The organism is Thiorhodovibrio frisius (genome assembly GCF_033954835.1).
GTDB classification, from domain to species: Bacteria; Pseudomonadota; Gammaproteobacteria; order Chromatiales; family Chromatiaceae; genus Thiorhodovibrio; species Thiorhodovibrio frisius.
The window spans coordinates 811,643-827,900 of the sequence record NZ_CP121471.1; the positions used below are offsets into that span (position 1 = coordinate 811,643).

Sequence of the window (16,258 nt, forward strand, 5' to 3'; positions counted from 1 at the left end):
GACTTTCAGCTTATGGATAAGACTGCCACCTTTGGCCCAATCCCTGCTTCTCCGCCTGCGCCCGCGACCCTTGCAGAGCTTCCGCTCGGTGCCCGGGCGCGGGTGATCGGCATCAGTGGCGGGCGCGATCTTAGTCGCCGTCTGCTCGCGCTCGGGGTGCGTTTGGGCAGTGAGTTGCGTGTGGAGCATCACCGGGGTCGCGCTCGGGTGGTCTCAATCGGTCCAACTCGGGTCGCCCTCGGCGGCGGCATTGCCGAGAAGCTGCGTGTCGAGCCACTCGATGCCGTCTTGCCGCAGGACGCAGCACCCTTGTCTGATCCCTCCGCTTGACCGTGACTTTCCTGGATGCATTTCCCACGATGTCCGGGTCTGTGAGCGTTGCCGCGCATCTCATGGCTATTTTTCCAGAGGGTGCCGGGTCGATGACCCTTAGCTTAAGCATCTGCCTTGGGCTCGACACGGGCGGGGTTCAGGGGCCTTTGCAATGCGATCCTCTTTATCTTTCATCCCATGTCAAAGACTGATTCTGTAACGGGTCGCGCAACGCCGGCTGAGGCCCGTTCAATCGACCAGATCCTCTCTGCCGCCAGGACCGTCATTCTTGGCAAAGAACCTGAGCTGCGCCTAGCGCTGGCTTGTCTGCTCGCGCGCGGCCATTTGTTGATCGAAGATTTGCCGGGGGTCGGCAAGACCACCCTGGCGCACTTGCTCGCGCGGCTGCTGGGGCTCAATTTTGCGCGCATTCAGTTCACCAGCGATCTACTGCCGGCGGACATCATTGGCGTGTCGGTGTACGAGCGGGTGCGCGAGCATTTCGCCTTCCATCCCGGGCCGATTTTTGCCCAGGTGGTGCTGGCCGATGAAATCAACCGCGCCACGCCCAAGGCGCAGAGTGCCCTGCTCGAGGCCATGGAAGAGGGCCAGGTCACGGCTGAGGGCGAGACGCGCGCCCTGCCCACACCCTTTTTTGTCATCGCCACCCAGAACCCGACCTATCAGGTCGGCACCTTTCCGCTGCCGGAGTCGCAGCTTGATCGCTTTTTGATGCGCATTGAGCTTGGCTACCCAAACGCCGAGCATGAGAAGGCGCTGCTGGCCGGTGCCGACCGGCGTGCACTCCTAGCCGCTGTCGAACCGGCGCTGAGTGTCGACGAACTGCTGGGGTTGCAGCAACGTGTCGCGTCCGTGCATGTGGCGGCGCCCGTCATCGATTACTGCCATGGCATTCTGGCCTTTACCCGCGCGAGCAATCGTTTTTTGCACGGGCTTTCACCACGCGCCGGGCTCGGGTTGCTGCGCGCGGCGCGTGCCTGGGCCTTGATCCATGGTCGCGGCTACGTGATCCCAGAAGATATCCAGGCGGTGCTGCCGGCGTGCGTGCCGCACCGTTTGCTGAGCGGGGATGACAATGGTCCCGTTGGCCATGCCGAGATCGCGGACTTTATTCTGCGAGCGGTTTCGGTTCCCTGAGCATCCTGCCAAGCTGACGAAGGACGCTGCGCGACATGGCGACTCGGACATCTCCTGCGCGGCGACAAACCCCCGGTTGGACGACGCGATTCAGCAGGCTACTCAGAAGGGTGCCGGTCGACGCTCAGGGGCAGGCAACCATCGGGGCGCGACAGATTTATATTCTCCCCACGCGGGCCGGTATGGGCTATGGCCTGCTGCTGTTGGTGACCCTGCTTGGCGCCTTGAACTACCAAAACAACCTTGGTCTGCTGTTTACCTTTGTGATGGCCGGGGTCAGTCTGGTCAGCATGCATCATGCCTGGTTCAATCTGCTGCGTTTGCGGGTGTGGGCGCAGCCGGGGGCGCCAGTCTTCGCCGGCCAGGAGGCGCGTTTCGATGTTGCTCTCGAGGACGCGCGTGATCGCGAGCGTGGTGCCCTCTGTGTGCGCGGCTGCGACTGTGTCGATGTCGTTGCTGGCGGCATGGTGCGGGTGGTTTTACCGGTGCCGACCGAGCGTCGCGGCCCCTTGCCGCTCGGCGAGGTGCTGATCGAAACCCGCTATCCGTTGGGGCTGTTTCGCGCCTGGTCGCTGGTGTCGGTCGATGCCGTGGCCACTGTCTATCCACGCCCGGCACCCCATGCCGGCGCGCCGCCGCAGCTGAGCTCGGTCGATCACAACGCCAGCGGCGATCAGGGCATCGGGGCGGACGATTTTGTCGGTGCGCGCAGCTATGCACCAGGCGACTCATTAAAGCGCATCGACTGGAAGGCGCTGGCCCGCGAGCGCGGACTGGTGGTCAAGCAGTTTGGCGGCGACCGCGCCGCGCGGGTGTGGCTTGATTGGAATGCGCTGCCGCCGGTGGATGAAGAGACGCGCACCGCGCTGCTGTGTCGGCAAGTGCTCAACGCCTCGGAGCAACACCTGGTCTATGGGCTGCGGCTGCCGGGTTTGAGTGTCGAGCGCGGCCAGGGTGATGCACACAAGCATCGCTGCCTGAGCGTGCTGGCGGGGTTTCGCCATGAAGATTAAGCGCAATGCCACGCGCCGGCTCGCACCCAGGTCCACTGGCGAACCCGCACCGGATTTTCTCCAGATCGGCCTGCTGACCGCGCTGCTGGGTCTGGCCGCAGTGCCGCTGCTGTTTTACATGAAGGCACCGGTCGCCGGTTATATCGCCCTGGTGCTGCTGGCGCGGGTCGCGGTTCTGTTCCGCCCGGCGCTCACGCCCGGGCGCTGGCCGCTGGTGGCTCTGGCGTTCCTTGGGATGGGCGTGGTGCTGGCGGCTTATCGCGAACTGGCAGGTCAGGATGCCGGCACCGCACTGCTGCTCACCATGATGGTATTAAAGACGCTCGAGATTCGCGCCATGCGCGATCTGCGGGTGTCCTTGCTGCTGTTCGGCTTTTTGCTGGTGGTGGCCTTTCTGTTCAATCAGTCGCCGCTCTTTGCCGTCTATCTGGGGGCGCTGCTGCTTGGCAGTTTTGCGTTGCTCGCGGACTTAAGCGCGGTGCGGCGCGACGCTGGTCGGCAGGCATGGATCAAACGCCTGCGTGCCGCCGGGCGCCGGGCCGTGGTGCTGAGCGGCCAGGCGGTGCCACTGGCAGCATTGCTGTTCGTGCTCTTCCCGCGGCTCGATTCGCCCTTGTGGAGCCTGGGGCTGGAGCGCGATCGGGCCCAGACCGGGGTGAGCGATTCGCTGGAGCTTGGCAACTTCAGCGAGCTGGTGCGCGTGGGCGCCGTGGCCTTCCATGCCTATTTCGACCAGCCGTTGCCGGTCGAGCCTTCCGAGCTCTATTGGCGTGGGCCTGTGCTATGGCAAACCGACGGGCGTGGCTGGGAGCCCGGACCCAAGGAGCTGATGACCGACCTGCCGGCGGACATCGAGTCGCTGGGTGAGGAACTTGACTACGCCATCGTGATGGAAGCGACCGAACAGCGCTGGATCTTCGCGCTTGATCTGCCTCTTGCGGCGCCAGCGGATGCGCAATTGACGCGAGATGCGCGCCTGGTCGCAAGAGAGCCGCTGCAGGAACTCAAACGCTTTGAGCTGCGTTCGGCACTCAAATATCGCTCGTTGGCGCTAACCTCTCCTGAGCGTGAATTGGCGCTCGAGTTGCCCGAGCGCATGATCACGCCGCGCATGCGCCTGCTGGTGGGCGCATGGCAGGAGCAGGGCGGTGGCGCGCGCGCCATCCTGACTCGCGCGCTGGCGCATATTCGCCGTGAGCCCTTCCGTTACACCCTGAGGCCACCGCCGCTGGGGTCTAATCCGGTTGATGATTTCCTGTTTGAGACTCGCGCCGGCTATTGCGAGCATTATGCCAGCAGCTTCGCGCTGCTGATGCGTTTGGCTGGCATCCCGGCGCGGCTGGTGGTGGGCTACCTGGGCGCCGAGCGCAATCCCCTGGGCGGACACTATTTGGTGCGTCAATCCGATGCTCACGCCTGGGTCGAGGTGTGGCTGGAAGACAGCGGCTGGACCCGAGTTGACCCGACCGCAGCGGTTGCGCCTGAGCGCGTCGACAACGATGCTGAACTGGCCGACCTGGGTGGTACCGCGCCGCTGCGTTTTCGGATGTCGCGCGACAGCGGCCTGGGGCGGCTGGCGCACAGTCTGCGGCTGCTGGTGGATGCGGGCAATGCGGGCTGGAACAATTGGGTGGTGAACTTCTCCAGCACCCGCCAGCAGCGCTTGCTGGAAGCGCTGGGGTTCGAGCATCTGGGCACCTATGGCCTGGTGCTGGGTCTGGCCAGCGGTGGCGCGGTGCTGATGGCGCTCCTGCATGGGCTGCTGGCGCGCCGGCGCTGGCCGGCCGATCCTGTCGAACGCAGTTTCGCGCGCCTGTGCCAGCGCCTTGCGCGCGTGGGTCTGGCGCGCAAGCCTGGCGAGGGACCGCGCGATTATCTGCAACGGGTGGCGGTGGCGCGGCCCGATTTGGCGCAGGGGCTGAATGTCTGGCTAAAGCTCTACCTGCCAATGCGTTTTGGTCGTGCGGAAAATGGCTCTGCCCGCGACGCGCTTATCCTGCGTGAACGGCGTATGAATATTCGTCGGAAAGTGTGATTTAGTCTGCCATTCGAGTCAGGCATGAGAACACCAGTTTTTCTGGACAAATCGCGACTTTAGTCCTACTGTCAGGGTAAAGATACCGCGCTGGCAGCTAGCCAGTTTTCGCATGAATTGTGGCGTCTTGGTGATGCTCGAGGTGCCGGTCAGAGCAGAGCAGGCCCGCACAGAGCAACGATAATAAGAACAAGCACTCTGGTTGGAACAGTGTGCACCTTGGTGGCGCTATGTCGCCATTGGTTCGGGATATGAACATGGCACCATTTGATCAGGCGGCCGGCTCAGGGCGTTCATTGCCAATGACGCTGAACGCCTGGACCAATTTTCTTACCGATACCGAACTTCCGGCCTTTGCGCGCACCGTCAGCGATGTGACGCGGATTTCCAATGATCCGGAAGCCAGCGCCTACAAGCTCTCCAATGCCATCGCCAAAGATGCCGCGATGGCCGCACGCCTGGTCAAGCTGGCGAACAGTCCGTTGTTTCCTAGCAGTCACGGCAATATCCAAACGGTTGATCGCGGTGTGGTGCTGCTTGGCTTTGACGCAGTGCGCGATCTGGCGATATCCCTCAGCGTGATCGAGCAAGTCCTGCGCGGTCAGAGTCGCGCCGCCCTGCTCGAGGAAATGGCGTTGGCCTTTCATACCGCCACTCAGGCGCAGACGCTCGCGCGCATGGCGCAGGATGACGTGGTGGCGGAGATTTTCGTCGCCGGTTTGTTGTATCGCATTGGGGGGCTCGCGGCGCTGTCGAGTTCCGACCCCAGGGTGAACAATTATCTGGCTGAGAAAGCGGAATTTGGTGACGACGAGGCGGTGCAGATCGCGCGTCTCGAAAAACGCACCTTTGGGTGCGATATGACCCAGCTCTCGCTGCGCTTGGCGCAGCACTGGTCGCTTGGTCAGGTGTTGCAGAAGGCACTGTCGTCGGAGCCGGGGCAGGCTGGGGAGCGCATTGCCACCGGCCGGCGCATTGCTGAGGTGGCAATGCGGCGCGGCTGGGAGTCGAATGAGATTCAGCAGTTGTTGTCGCGGGTGGCGCGCAACATGGGGCTGAATCTGGCCGACATGCGCGAGAAGGTGCATCAAAGCTCCGATGTGGCGCGCGAAATGGCGGTGCAGTTCGGCGCCACCAAGGTTGCACCGCTGATTCCGGAAACCGCGCGGGCCAAGGCAAAGCGCGACAAGGCGGAACGCAAAGCCGCTGCCGAGGCTAGCGCTGCCGAGGCGGGTGATGAAACGGCGCTTGGCGAGGATGGCTATCCTGCCGGGTTGCTGCGCCCGAATCCGATGCTGCAACTCGAGATGCTGGGTCGCATGGCTGAGTTGCTCAATGGCAAGCCGGATATCAATCGCTTGCTGACGACCGTGGTGGAGGGCGTTCACCGTGGTATTGGTATGGACCGCACCGTCTTTGCGCTCTTGACCACCAAGAAAGACGCGATTGCGGCCAAGTATGTGCTAACGGAAGTCGAGGAGCGCTTGCAGTCGAGCTTTCGCTTCAGTGTGCGCTCGGAGATGAATCCTCTCCTTGCCGCTGTAATCATGCAGCGCAAGGCGTTTTGGATTCATGCTGACTCCTCGCCCGATGAGCGCAAGCTGGTGCGCGGGCCTTTTGCGCAATTTGTCGGCAAGGGTGATTTTTTGATTCACCCGGTGCTCTTCACCGACAAATGCATCGGGTTTCTCTATGCCGATCGTGCCAGTTCCGGGCGCCCAATCGAGGCATCTGATGAGGCCAGCTTTCGCCAGTTCATCCAGCAGCTGTCGATCGGTCTGCGGTTGATTAGCGGGGGCTGATGCCGCGCCAACCCATATACCGAGACCCCCGTGGCCGTCACCCGACCCAGAACCGCAAACCCGTTTGCGATTGGTCTATCTCAGAAGTTTTATGGCCAGCGCGGCATCCGAAAAGGCAGCAGCATGCGCACCCAGGGCTGGGCGAAACGATCCAGCGACAGGCTTTCATGCACGGCGGTGACAGGCTCGCCCAAGAGGCGGGTGGCGATGGTGGAGCGCGCATAAAACGGCGTGTCTTCCAGGGTCTCGAGCACTTGGGCGCGGGTCTCTCCGGTTACAGGATGTTCGCTACGGGTAGCGCGCGCAATGCGCCAAACAGTGGTGGTCGGCAGGGGTACCCGCGCCGGTGGCTCGAAGGGCTCAACCGAGCCGTCGCGGTTCACCTGCAGGGCAAGCGACAGCGCGCTGCCGTCGCGCCGATTGGCCTCGTAGAGCACGACCGCTCCGCCCTGGCGGCGTTTGGCGCGTGACCAGTCCCAGTCTGTGAACCCCTGTTCTAGCGGCTCCGAGCCCCAATTGCTGTCCAGATAGCCATCGCCGCTCCAGTGTAGATGCGGATGGCTGAGCTGGACGCTGACCCGCGAATCGGGCGCGATGGGCCACCAGTGATGGCGTCCGTGTTGGTCGAGTTGTTCGACATGGCGGGTCATGGTCTGGGGGCGCACGCGCACTTGGCCGCGCAGGGGTAGCGGGATGGGGGCGGCGGTTTCATGGATGTCGATAACCAGATCATCGCCATCCCAGTGCAATTGGCTGGGGCCGATGCGCAGTTCGGTCGGTGTGCGGCTCAGGCGTTGGCGACCGCGTTCGGTCATGGCCCAACGTTTGCCGCTGGCGCCATAGATCACGGCGTTTAGCGCGCAGAAGTGCTCCGGGTCGGCTGGGCCGCGCTGCCTTGCCCGGGCATAGTAGGGCGAGAAAACACTGCCGAGCAGCGCGATGATGGTGAGCCCATGTTGGCCGTCGTCGCTCAGTGCGTCGATGTACCACCAGAGGTAGCCGTTCTTCGGGATGCTTTGATCGAAGGCCGGTCCGCGAGCTCGATCTGCGCTGTCAGATGGCCGAATAGGGTCGCCCTCGGCAGTTCCTGTTCCGGGTGGGGGCCGCCCCCCGCCAGAGACAGGCCCGGCAGCTTGGTGCGTACTTCCGGTCGACTGAAAGACGCCATCCAGTCGTGGGATGCGCGGCCATAGGTGGCGCCACCGCTGGTCGGGAACAGCTGCTCGAACAGGGTCGGTGAGGCCGGGTGGGTGAAATCCGGCGGAGCTTGCAGCTGTGGCCCAAAGCGGTTGAGCAGGGCGAAGGTGTGCTCGGCGCATACGTTGATCTCCGTGGTGTGAATTCATGAAGGCCCCTGATTAGTGGGGGATTGGCGGTGCACATTATGCGATCAACCATTGCGGGATGTTTTCGCAGTCTTAAGCGCAGATAAAGACGGTCTGTTTCTGGCAAGTCCGACCCGCTGCATCAGCTCGACCGGTTTGATCTGAATGGGCAGCTTGGTGAGACGTGATGGCGGGCACGCTGCTAACACGGGCTTTATGCTGGATGCGGGATCGGAAGTCGGGATGGATTTTGCGCTGGATTGGGGGGGAATGCTCGGATCACGGGGCGGGTGGTTGCGAAGGTGAAACCGCCGCTGGTCATGGCAGCCGACAGCATGCGAATTGACGCCCCCTCGGGCGGTGTCTATCTTACAGGACAGCTAGACGTGGCAACCAGCTTATCGCCTGCTTACCCTAATCTCATGGATTCATTGCCTCGGGGTAGCCGGGACCATGAGTGTTGGTCCCGATGCTGCGGGAGATGCCCCTGGTCGCCACTGCCGCCCAACCGCCAAATCAGTGAGGAATCTGCAACCGATGGATGTGATGTCGCGAATTGAACAGACCCTTAAGCGGGCTATTGCCCAGGGTAGCGGGGAGGCGGCACCACCGCTCCTGGAAGCTGCGACCCGCCATGCGGTTTTCCCTGGTGGTGGGCGGGTGCGCCCCCGCCTTTGCCTGGCGGTGGCGCTGGCCTGCGGCGACGATGCGCCGGCGCTGAGCGATGCCGCAGCGGCTGCTTTGGAATTGCTCCATTGCGCTTCTCTGGTGCATGACGATCTGCCCTGCTTTGACGATGCCGCTACCCGCCGCGGGCGCCCCTCGGTGCATGCCGCCTACGGCGAGCGACTGGCGGTGTTGGTCGGTGACGGGCTGATTGTGCGCGCCTTTGAGTTGCTGGCATGGAATGCGGGGTCTCACCCAGCGCGAGCAGCGAGTCTGACGGCCATTGTTGGCCGCGCGGTGGGCATGACCTCTGGCATCATCGCCGGGCAGGCTTGGGAGTGCGAGCCCGAGGTGGAGCTGACCGAATACCATCGCCAGAAAACCGCCGCGCTCTTTTTCGCCGCGACCGAGGCCGGCGCCGCCGCCGCCGGACAGGATCCTGCACCCTGGCATGCCTTTGGCGAAAAGCTCGGTCTGGCCTATCAGGTGGCGGACGATTTGCGCGATGTTGCCGTGAGCGAAGCCGACATGGGTAAGCCCATGGGGCAGGATCAGACCCACGGGCGGCCAAGTGCAGTGGCCGAGCTGGGGCTGGATGGCGCGCTTGGGCGGTTGAAAAAGCTGGTCGATGCGGCGGTCCATGGCATTCCGGCCTGCCCGGGGCGAGCCAAATTGGCCGAGCTGGTGGGCTCAGAAATGCGCCGGCTGCTGCCGGCCGAGCTGGTTGACCGACTTGACTGGCCCCAGCCAGAACCGGACATGGGGAACCTTGAGGAGAACGCCGCAATGCAGATCACCTGGTCCGAGCGTCTGAGCGACGTCTGGCATCAATCTCTCAGTCGGCTCATCGCCAGCCCGGCTTTTCAGCGTTGGGCGGCGGACTTTCCGCTCACTCGTCCTGTCGCCCAGCGCCGCGCGAGCGGGTTGTTCGACATCTGCGCCGGTTTTGTCTATTCCCAGATCCTCGACGCCTGTGTGCGCCTGGAGCTCTTTGAGCGTCTGGCCAAGGAGCCAGTGACCCCCGAGGAACTGGGCGCCGAGGTTGACCTCTCGTCCGCAGCGGCTGATCGGCTGCTGCGCGCCGGGGTGGCGCTGCGGCTGTTCAATCGCCGCGCAGGCGGGCGCTTCGGGCTCGGACCCCATGGCGCGGCGATGCTCGGCAACCCCGGCATTGCCGCCATCGTGCGCCACCACCGCATGCTGTATCGGGATCTGACTGATCCGCTGGCCCTGTTGCGTGGCGAACTGGCGGAAACCGAACTGGGGCGTTACTGGGCCTATGCGGGAGCAGCCACGCCTGGTGCGGCCGGCGATGCCGAGGTGGCGTCCTATAGCCAGTTGATGACGGCCTCTCATGCCTTCGTCGCAGGCGATACCCTCGATGCTTATTCGTTCAAGGACCACCAGTGTCTGCTCGATGTCGGTGGCGGGGAGGGGAGTTTCCTGCTCGCGGCCGGGCAACGCTGGCCGCATCTGAAGCTGCAACTCTTCGACCTGCCGGCGGTGGCCGAACGCGCCGCCGTCCGCTTGCGCGACCATGGCCTTGGCGAGCGCAGCCAGACTTTCGGCGGCGACATGAAGCGCGACCCGTTGCCCAGGGGCGCCGATCTGATCTCTTTTGTGCGGGTGATTCATGACCACGACGATGATATGGCCATGACTATGCTCAAGGCCGCGCGTGCCGCACTCCCGATGAACGGCACCCTGCTGGTGACCGAACCCATGGCCGAGACGCCTGGGGCGGAGCCTATTGGCGATGCCTACTTCGGTTTCTACCTGCTTGCTATGGGCAGTGGTCGCCCGCGCCCGCCGCGCGAGCTTGCAGCCATGCTCAAGGCTGCTGGCTTCTCCTCCGTGCGTCTGCTCAAGACGCGCCAACCGATGCAAACCCGGGTAATGATAGCCAAGCCCGATCACCGAGACTGATTGCCAAGCTGAATTTACATCCGAGGTGTAAATCAGCCTTGACATATCCATCAGTCAGGCTAGACTGACACCTAGTTTCCTTGGTCTTGCGGTTTCTTTTTCTCTCGCCGCTTTACAGTGAGACTTGGGTGGGCACCCTTGCCGGGTTCCTGTTCAGCGCAGCCGGTCGGCATCTCGCCACCGGTCATCGCGGTTAAACATCGGTTTCTAGTGACTATGCCCATCGACATGAACACCCTTGCGGTCGTTCTAGAGCAGCCCGAGCAGCTCGCGGTCAGGCGTTTGGACCTGACCCCGCCGAGCCCGGCTGACTGTGTCGTGGGCATTCACTGGAGCGGCATCAGCACCGGGACCGAGCGTTTGCTCTGGTCCGGGCGGATGCCGCCTTTTCCGGGCTTGGCTTATCCATTAGTGCCAGGCTATGAGTCAGTCGGCCAGATCCTGGCGGCCGGTGAGGACAGCGGTCGGGTTGAAGGTGAGCAGGTGTTCGTGCCTGGCGCGCGTTGTTACGGTGAGGTAGCCGGTCTTTTCGGCGGTGCTGCTTCTCGTGTCGTTGCACCAGGCAACCGCTTGCTACCCCTGCCGGCCAATATGGGTGAAAAAGGCGTCCTGATGGCGCTGGCGGCTACCGCGCATCATGCCATCGCACCAGAGGTCGCGACCGGCCAGGCGCATTCTGGCCAAACACCTGATCTCATTATTGGTCATGGTGTTCTGGGTCGCCTGTTGGCTCGTTTGGCCGTCGTCATGGGTGGCAAGCCGGTCGTCTGGGAGCGCAACCCCGAGCGGGTCGCCGGCGCCGAGGGCTACCAGGTGATCGACCCCGCCAGCGATGAGCGCCGGGATTATCGTTGCATCTGCGACGTCAGCGGCGACAGCAAGCTGCTCGATATCCTGATCGCACGCATGGCCCCGGGTGGCGAGATCGTTTTGGGGGGCTTCTACGAGGCGCCGCTTTCGTTCGACTTCCCGCCCGCCTTTATGCGCGAGTTGCGCCTGCGGGTGGCGGCAGAATTCAAAGAGCCCGACCTGATCGCGGTGAAAAGCCTGATCGAGTCTGGGCGCCTGTCCTTCGATGGGCTGATTACGCACAGACTGCCGGCAGATCAAGCGGCGGAGGCTTATGTCACCGCCTTCTCCGACCCGAGCTGCCTGAAGATGATTCTTGACTGGAGGCATGTCGATGTTTAACCCCGCCGGCCATTTCGCTCCTGGCCAGCCCTTTGAGCAGCCGTCTGGCCTGCCCGAAGCTGGTGGTGCCGGATCTGGTGGAAATGGCTCTGGCAAGCGTCCCGAGATCATCGCGATCTACGGCAAGGGCGGCATTGGCAAGAGCTTCACCCTGGCGAACTTGTCCTACATGTTCGCGCAACTTGGCAAAAAGGTGCTGCTGATCGGTTGCGATCCGAAAAGCGATACCGCCACCCTGCTGTTTGGCGGTCGTTCCTGCCCGACAATTATTGAAACCTCGAGCAAAAAGAAGCTCGCTGGCGAGCCGGTCGAGATCGGCGATGTCTGCTTTAAGCGCGATGGTGTCTTCGCGATGGAGCTCGGCGGTCCCGAGGTCGGACGCGGTTGCGGTGGGCGCGGCATCATCCATGGCTTCGAGCTGCTGGAGAGCCTGGGTTTCAACGATTGGGATTTCGACTACGTCCTGCTCGATTTTCTGGGGGACGTGGTCTGCGGCGGCTTCGGCCTGCCAATCGCACGCGACATGTGCCAAAAGGTGATGCTGGTCGGCTCCAACGATCTCCAATCCCTTTATGTGGCCAACAATGTTTGCTCGGCGGTTGAGTATTTTCGCGGTCTTGGTGGCAATGTCGGTGTGGCTGGCATGGTCATCAACAAAGACGACGGCACGGGTGAAGCCCAGCGCTTTGCCGAGAAAGTCGGGGTCCCGGTACTGGCCGAGATTCCGCAGGACGATGACATCCGCCGCAAGAGCGCGGCTTATCAGATCATCGGCAAGCTCGACAGCCCCTGGGCTGGCTTGTTCAAAGGTTTGGCTGAGCAGGTCGCCATCGCGCCGCCGCTTCAGACAACGCCGCTGGCCCACGAGGATCTGCTTGGTCTCTTCGCCAGCGATGCCGTCGGTCGGGATGTGGTGCTAGAGCCCGCCAAGCCAGAAGACATGTGCAGCGTCCAGAAGACCGTCAAGCCATCACTAGAAGTCCTCTACGACGACGCCTAACCACAATTAGATAACTGCTATTTGCTAACCACCCTATTTGCTAACCGCTATGATTCGCCTCGCCTCTGACAATCACGCACCGCGCGCCCCCGAGCTGGTCCCAGACCAGATCGCAGCGGCGTCCGCTGGTGCCTGTCATGCGGGCGAGGACCATATACGCCGGACCGCAGAGGTCGCGGGTCAGAGCGAGCTGCTCGACCGCTTTGCCGCCGACTATCCCGCTGGACCTCATGATCGGCCGCAGACCATGTGTCCGGCCTTTGGTTCGCTGCGGATCGGTTTGCGCATGCGTCGCACCGCCTCCGTTCTCTGCGGCTCGGCATGCTGTGTTTATGGCCTGAGCTTCACCTCCCATTTCTACGGGGCGAAGCGCAGCGTCGGCTATGTACCTTTTGACTCGGAAACCCTGGTCACCGGCAAGCTGTTCGAGGATCTGCGCGAGGCGGTCGAGCAACTCGCCGATCACGAGCTGTACGATGCCATCGTTGTGATGAATCTCTGCGTACCGACCGCCTCCGGCGTGCCGCTGCGGCTGCTGCCTCAGTCCATTAATGGCGTGCGGGTGATCGGTATTGACGTGCCCGGCTTTGGTGTCCCTACCCACGCCGAAGCCAAAGATGTACTGTGCGGCGCCATGCTCAAGCGCGCTCGTGGCGAGGCCGAAACCGGCCCGGTGCAGGCCCCGCGCGGAGGCCGCAGCCAGAAGCCAACAGTGACACTGCTGGGCGACATGTTCCCGGCTGATCCAGTCGGCATCGGCATGCTGCTTGAGCCTTTGGGCTTGGCTGCTGGTCCGGTGGTGCCGACGCGCGAATGGCGCGAACTCTATGGCGCACTCGACTGCGCCGCCGTCGCTGCCATCCATCCTTACTATGTCGCTTCGATCCGCGAGTTCGAGCAGGCCGGTCGCCCAATTGTTGGCTCGGCACCGGTCGGCCATGACGGCACCGAGGCTTGGCTGAGCGCAATTGGTGACGCTTGCAACATCAAGGCCGATCTGGTCGCCGCCGCTAAGAACGCAGTTCTGCCCGCCATCAAGGGCGCGCTGAGCCAAGCGTCGATCAAAGGCACCATCACCGTCTCTGGTTACGAAGGCTCGGAACTGCTGGTTGCCCGTCTGCTGGTCGAAAGCGGCGCCAATGTGCCTTACGTCGGCACCGCGACTAGTCGTACCCGCTGGGCGGATGCCGATCTTGCATGGCTAGAGGACAAGGGTGTCAAAGTCCGCTTCCGCGCCTCGCTGGAGCAGGACAAGGCGGCGGTCGATGCCATCAAACCCGATCTGGCCATTGGGACCACGCCTGTGGTGCAGCATGCCAAAGAACAATCTATTCCGGCGCTCTACTTCACCAACCTGATCTCGGCGCGTCCGCTGATCGGTGTAGCTGGGGCCGGTTCATTGGCGCAGGTTGTCAATGCAGCACTCGCAAGCCAGTCGCGTTTTGATCGCATGACTGACTTTTTCAAAGGTGTTGGCACTGGTGCAACAGCCGGTGTCTGGCCCCTGATGGCGCCCACCGTGCCACCATTGATGCAATCGGCCGCGATGGGGGGGGCGTACTGATGTTCGTGCTCGACCTCGACCGGGCCGGCGGCTACTGGGGCGCCGTCTATGTTTTCACCGCCGTTAAGGGCCTACAAGTCATCATTGACGGCCCCGTCGGCTGCGAGAATCTGCCTGTCACTGCGGTGCTGCACTACACAGACGCTCTGCCGCCGCACGAGCTGCCGGTGGTGGTGACTGGGTTAGGTGAAGAAGAACTCGGCCAGGAAGGCACCGAGAACGCCATGAAGCGCGCCTTCGCCACACTCGACCCCAAGCAGCCCGCCGTCGTGGTAACAGGGTCCATCGCCGAAATGATAGGTGGCGGCGTGACCCCAGCTGGCACCAACATTCAGCGCTTCCTGCCGCGCACCATCGACGAAGACCAGTGGCAGAGCGCGGATCGTGCCATGGTCTGGCTGTGGACGCAGTTTGGCGCCAAAGGCAAGCACGCTGCTGGCAAGGCCAAGACCAAAGCGGACTCGGCAAAGACGTGCAAGCCAAGCGTCAACATCATCGGCCCGGCCTATGGGTGCTTTAACACCGCTTCCGATCTCGCCGAGGTGCGTCGTTTGGTCGAGGGCATGGGCGCCGAGATCAACATGATTTTCCCGCTGGGGGCGCAACTCGATGAACTGCCGCGCCTCGCCGATGCCGATGTGAACATCTGTATGTACCGCGAGTATGGCCGCAAGCTGTGCGAGGCGCTTGAGAAGCCCTTCCTGCAAGCGCCCATCGGTCTGCACAGCACAGTGGCCTTTTTGCGCAAACTCGGTGAACTTCTGGGTCTCGACCCCGAACCTTTCATTGAGCGCGAGAAGCACACCACCATCAAGCCTATTTGGGATCTGTGGCGCTCGGTGACGCAAGACTTCTTCGGCACCGCAAGCTTCGGCATCGCCGCGACGGAAACCTACAGCCGGGGCGTGCGTCATTACCTCGAAGACGAACTCGGCATGCCGTGTCATTTCGCCATCGCGCGCCGCCCCGGAGTCAAGACAGATAACGCCGCCACGCGCGAAGCGGTGCGCGGCAAAACGCCTCTAGTGGTCTTCGGCGGTTACAACGAGCGGATGTATCTGGCCGAGGCCGGTGGACGCGCGGCTTTCATTCCCGCCTCGCTACCCGGCACTCTGGTGCGTCGCCACACGGGAACGCCCTTCATGGGATTCTCGGGCGCCACCTATCTGGTGCAAGAAGTCTGCAACGCGCTTTTCGATGCGCTGTTCAACATCCTGCCCTTAGGCACCGATCTCGACCGAGTCGAGGCCACGCTGGCCCGCGCGAGCGGAACCGAGCATCGCGAGTTGCCCTGGGACATGGCTGCCAAGGCCGAGTTAGATCGGATGCTGGAATCTGCGCCCATCTTGGTGCGCATTTCGGCTGCCAAACGGTTGCGCGATGCTGCGGAGCGCGCCGCGTTGAAGGCCGGCGAAGAGCGAGTGACAGTCGAACATGTCGCGGAAGCGGCTTCGGCGTTGAATCAGGAGGCTGTGGTATGAGCAGGTACCACAGCGGGGAAACAGTTTCGTGGTTGGTTGCCGGAGCAAGTGTTGCTGCGGGAACCGACACGTTTAGAGCTTCGGTGGTGCCTGTCGATTTGTCATGCACCCAAGAAGCGCATGGCCGCCCAGGTCGTATGGGCGCTTGGTCCGTTGGGGCAGTTTTGTCTCAACAAACAAGAAGGTGCGTCGCAGGCGCGCCGAAAACGAAGCCGTAAGGCTCAACTCACTCTCTAGAGAGGATTTCATCATGGCTGAAAAATCAACGACTGGTCTGACTGAGGCTGAATCAAAAGAATTCCACGGAATTTTCATGGCCAGCATGACCCTTTGGTTTGGTTTGGTTGTTCTTGCTCACATTCTGTCTTGGTTGTACCGCCCCTGGCTGTAAGCCCTTCGAGCTAGTCCGACCGACCTTTCTTTATTAGCAGATGCCGATGTTCGGCACTGTGACACGCACTTGGAGATGACACAATGAACGCAAAAAGCTTCGACGGTATGCACAAACTGTGGATGATCATGAACCCGGTTTCCACACTTTGGGCCATCTTTATTTTCCAGATCTTCCTGGGTCTGCTGATCCACATGGTTGTGCTGAGCTCTGACCTGAACTGGCATGATGATCAGATTCCTGTCGGTTATCAGCTGCAGGGCGAGACGTTGCCTGTCAACCTCGAAATGAAAGCCGCCCAATAAATCGGCCCAACGGTCCTTTTCGGATGGTGCTGACCGGGGCGTACTCGCCCCCCGGGTTTGCGCGTCGGTCAGCATCCGAATTGCTATGT

At 62.5% G+C, this 16,258-nt stretch carries 13 protein-coding genes; 12 read left to right on the forward strand and 1 reads right to left on the reverse strand.

Translation table 11 applies throughout. From position 1 onward, the window contains the following. The first annotated feature begins 12 nt into the window (after positions 1-12). The 5 genes from Thiofri_RS04045 to Thiofri_RS04065 all read left to right on the forward strand — a co-directional run bounded on the left by Thiofri_RS04045 (position 13) and on the right by Thiofri_RS04065 (position 6,320). The gene (locus Thiofri_RS04045) at positions 13-330 is read left to right on the forward strand and encodes a FeoA family protein (RefSeq protein WP_009150436.1); all 318 of its coding nucleotides are present in this window, start codon (positions 13-15) and stop codon (positions 328-330) included. A 180-nt stretch (positions 331-510) separates the two neighbouring features. Then, positions 511-1,470 carry an AAA family ATPase gene (locus Thiofri_RS04050; RefSeq protein WP_009150437.1) on the forward strand — a complete coding sequence of 320 codons (960 nt, stop codon included), beginning with the start codon at positions 511-513 and terminating at the stop codon, positions 1,468-1,470. 110 nt (positions 1,471-1,580) lie between these two features. Further along, positions 1,581-2,483: a DUF58 domain-containing protein gene (locus Thiofri_RS04055; protein WP_223296805.1), complete on the forward strand. Its 903-nt coding sequence runs from the start codon at positions 1,581-1,583 to the stop codon at positions 2,481-2,483. Continuing rightward, entirely contained in the window at positions 2,473-4,518 is a 2,046-nt protein-coding gene (locus Thiofri_RS04060; protein ID WP_009150439.1) for a transglutaminase TgpA family protein, read from the forward strand. Before Thiofri_RS04055 ends, Thiofri_RS04060 begins: the two co-directional genes overlap by 11 nt. Before the next feature lie 257 nt (positions 4,519-4,775). After that, on the forward strand, positions 4,776-6,320 hold the full coding sequence (locus Thiofri_RS04065; protein WP_190275850.1) for an HDOD domain-containing protein: 1,545 nt from the start codon (positions 4,776-4,778) through the stop codon (positions 6,318-6,320). 89 nt (positions 6,321-6,409) lie between these two features. On the opposite strand, the gene Thiofri_RS04070 is transcribed toward Thiofri_RS04065, so the two are convergent. Continuing rightward, positions 6,410-7,639 carry a carotenoid 1,2-hydratase gene (locus tag Thiofri_RS04070; RefSeq protein WP_009150441.1) on the reverse strand — a complete coding sequence of 410 codons (1,230 nt, stop codon included), beginning with the start codon at positions 7,637-7,639 and terminating at the stop codon, positions 6,410-6,412. A gap of 552 nt (positions 7,640-8,191) precedes the next feature. On the opposite strand from Thiofri_RS04070, the gene Thiofri_RS04075 reads away from it, so the two are divergent. From Thiofri_RS04075 to pufA, 7 genes are all read left to right on the forward strand, one after another. Continuing rightward, positions 8,192-10,237 (forward strand): polyprenyl synthetase family protein, encoded by a 2,046-nt coding sequence (locus tag Thiofri_RS04075; RefSeq protein ID WP_313778497.1) that lies wholly within the window; start codon positions 8,192-8,194, stop codon positions 10,235-10,237. 216 nt (positions 10,238-10,453) lie between these two features. After that, positions 10,454-11,428 (forward strand): chlorophyll synthesis pathway protein BchC, encoded by a 975-nt coding sequence (gene bchC / locus Thiofri_RS04080; RefSeq protein WP_009150443.1) that lies wholly within the window; start codon positions 10,454-10,456, stop codon positions 11,426-11,428. Beyond that, entirely contained in the window at positions 11,421-12,428 is a 1,008-nt protein-coding gene (locus Thiofri_RS04085; RefSeq protein ID WP_009150444.1) for a chlorophyllide a reductase iron protein subunit X, read from the forward strand. Before bchC ends, Thiofri_RS04085 begins: the two co-directional genes overlap by 8 nt. A gap of 49 nt (positions 12,429-12,477) precedes the next feature. Continuing rightward, positions 12,478-13,992 (forward strand): chlorophyllide a reductase subunit Y, encoded by a 1,515-nt coding sequence (bchY, locus tag Thiofri_RS04090; protein WP_009150445.1) that lies wholly within the window; start codon positions 12,478-12,480, stop codon positions 13,990-13,992. Next, positions 13,992-15,473, forward strand: coding sequence for a chlorophyllide a reductase subunit Z (bchZ, locus tag Thiofri_RS04095; RefSeq protein WP_009150446.1), 1,482 nt, complete (start codon positions 13,992-13,994; stop codon positions 15,471-15,473). Before bchY ends, bchZ begins: the two co-directional genes overlap by 1 nt. A 250-nt stretch (positions 15,474-15,723) precedes the next feature. Further along, complete coding sequence (pufB, locus tag Thiofri_RS04100) at positions 15,724-15,864, forward strand: light-harvesting antenna LH1, beta subunit (protein ID WP_009150447.1); 141 nt, start codon at positions 15,724-15,726, stop codon at positions 15,862-15,864. Between the two features lie 83 nt (positions 15,865-15,947). Continuing rightward, complete coding sequence (pufA, locus tag Thiofri_RS04105; RefSeq protein ID WP_009150448.1) at positions 15,948-16,169, forward strand: light-harvesting antenna LH1, alpha subunit; 222 nt, start codon at positions 15,948-15,950, stop codon at positions 16,167-16,169. The last annotated feature ends 89 nt before the right edge of the window (positions 16,170-16,258 follow it).

What these genes read in the sequence shown, in the direction of transcription:
- bchZ (WP_009150446.1), top strand. Translation starts at nt 13,992, where the DNA reads ATGTTCGTGCTCGACCTCGACCGGGCCGGCGGCTACTGGGGCGCCGTC.
- Thiofri_RS04045 (WP_009150436.1), top strand. Translation starts at nt 13, where the DNA reads ATGGATAAGACTGCCACCTTTGGCCCAATCCCTGCTTCTCCGCCTGCG.
- Thiofri_RS04060 (WP_009150439.1), top strand. Translation starts at nt 2,473, where the DNA reads ATGAAGATTAAGCGCAATGCCACGCGCCGGCTCGCACCCAGGTCCACT.
- Thiofri_RS04075 (WP_313778497.1), top strand. Translation starts at nt 8,192, where the DNA reads ATGTCGCGAATTGAACAGACCCTTAAGCGGGCTATTGCCCAGGGTAGC.
- pufA (WP_009150448.1), top strand. Translation starts at nt 15,948, where the DNA reads ATGAACGCAAAAAGCTTCGACGGTATGCACAAACTGTGGATGATCATG.
- Thiofri_RS04085 (WP_009150444.1), top strand. Translation starts at nt 11,421, where the DNA reads ATGTTTAACCCCGCCGGCCATTTCGCTCCTGGCCAGCCCTTTGAGCAG.
- Thiofri_RS04070 (WP_009150441.1), bottom strand. Translation starts at nt 7,639, where the DNA reads ATGCGCCGAGCACACCTTCGCCCTGCTCAACCGCTTTGGGCCACAGCT.
- Thiofri_RS04065 (WP_190275850.1), top strand. Translation starts at nt 4,776, where the DNA reads ATGGCACCATTTGATCAGGCGGCCGGCTCAGGGCGTTCATTGCCAATG.
- pufB (WP_009150447.1), top strand. Translation starts at nt 15,724, where the DNA reads ATGGCTGAAAAATCAACGACTGGTCTGACTGAGGCTGAATCAAAAGAA.
- bchC (WP_009150443.1), top strand. Translation starts at nt 10,454, where the DNA reads ATGCCCATCGACATGAACACCCTTGCGGTCGTTCTAGAGCAGCCCGAG.
- bchY (WP_009150445.1), top strand. Translation starts at nt 12,478, where the DNA reads ATGATTCGCCTCGCCTCTGACAATCACGCACCGCGCGCCCCCGAGCTG.
- Thiofri_RS04050 (WP_009150437.1), top strand. Translation starts at nt 511, where the DNA reads ATGTCAAAGACTGATTCTGTAACGGGTCGCGCAACGCCGGCTGAGGCC.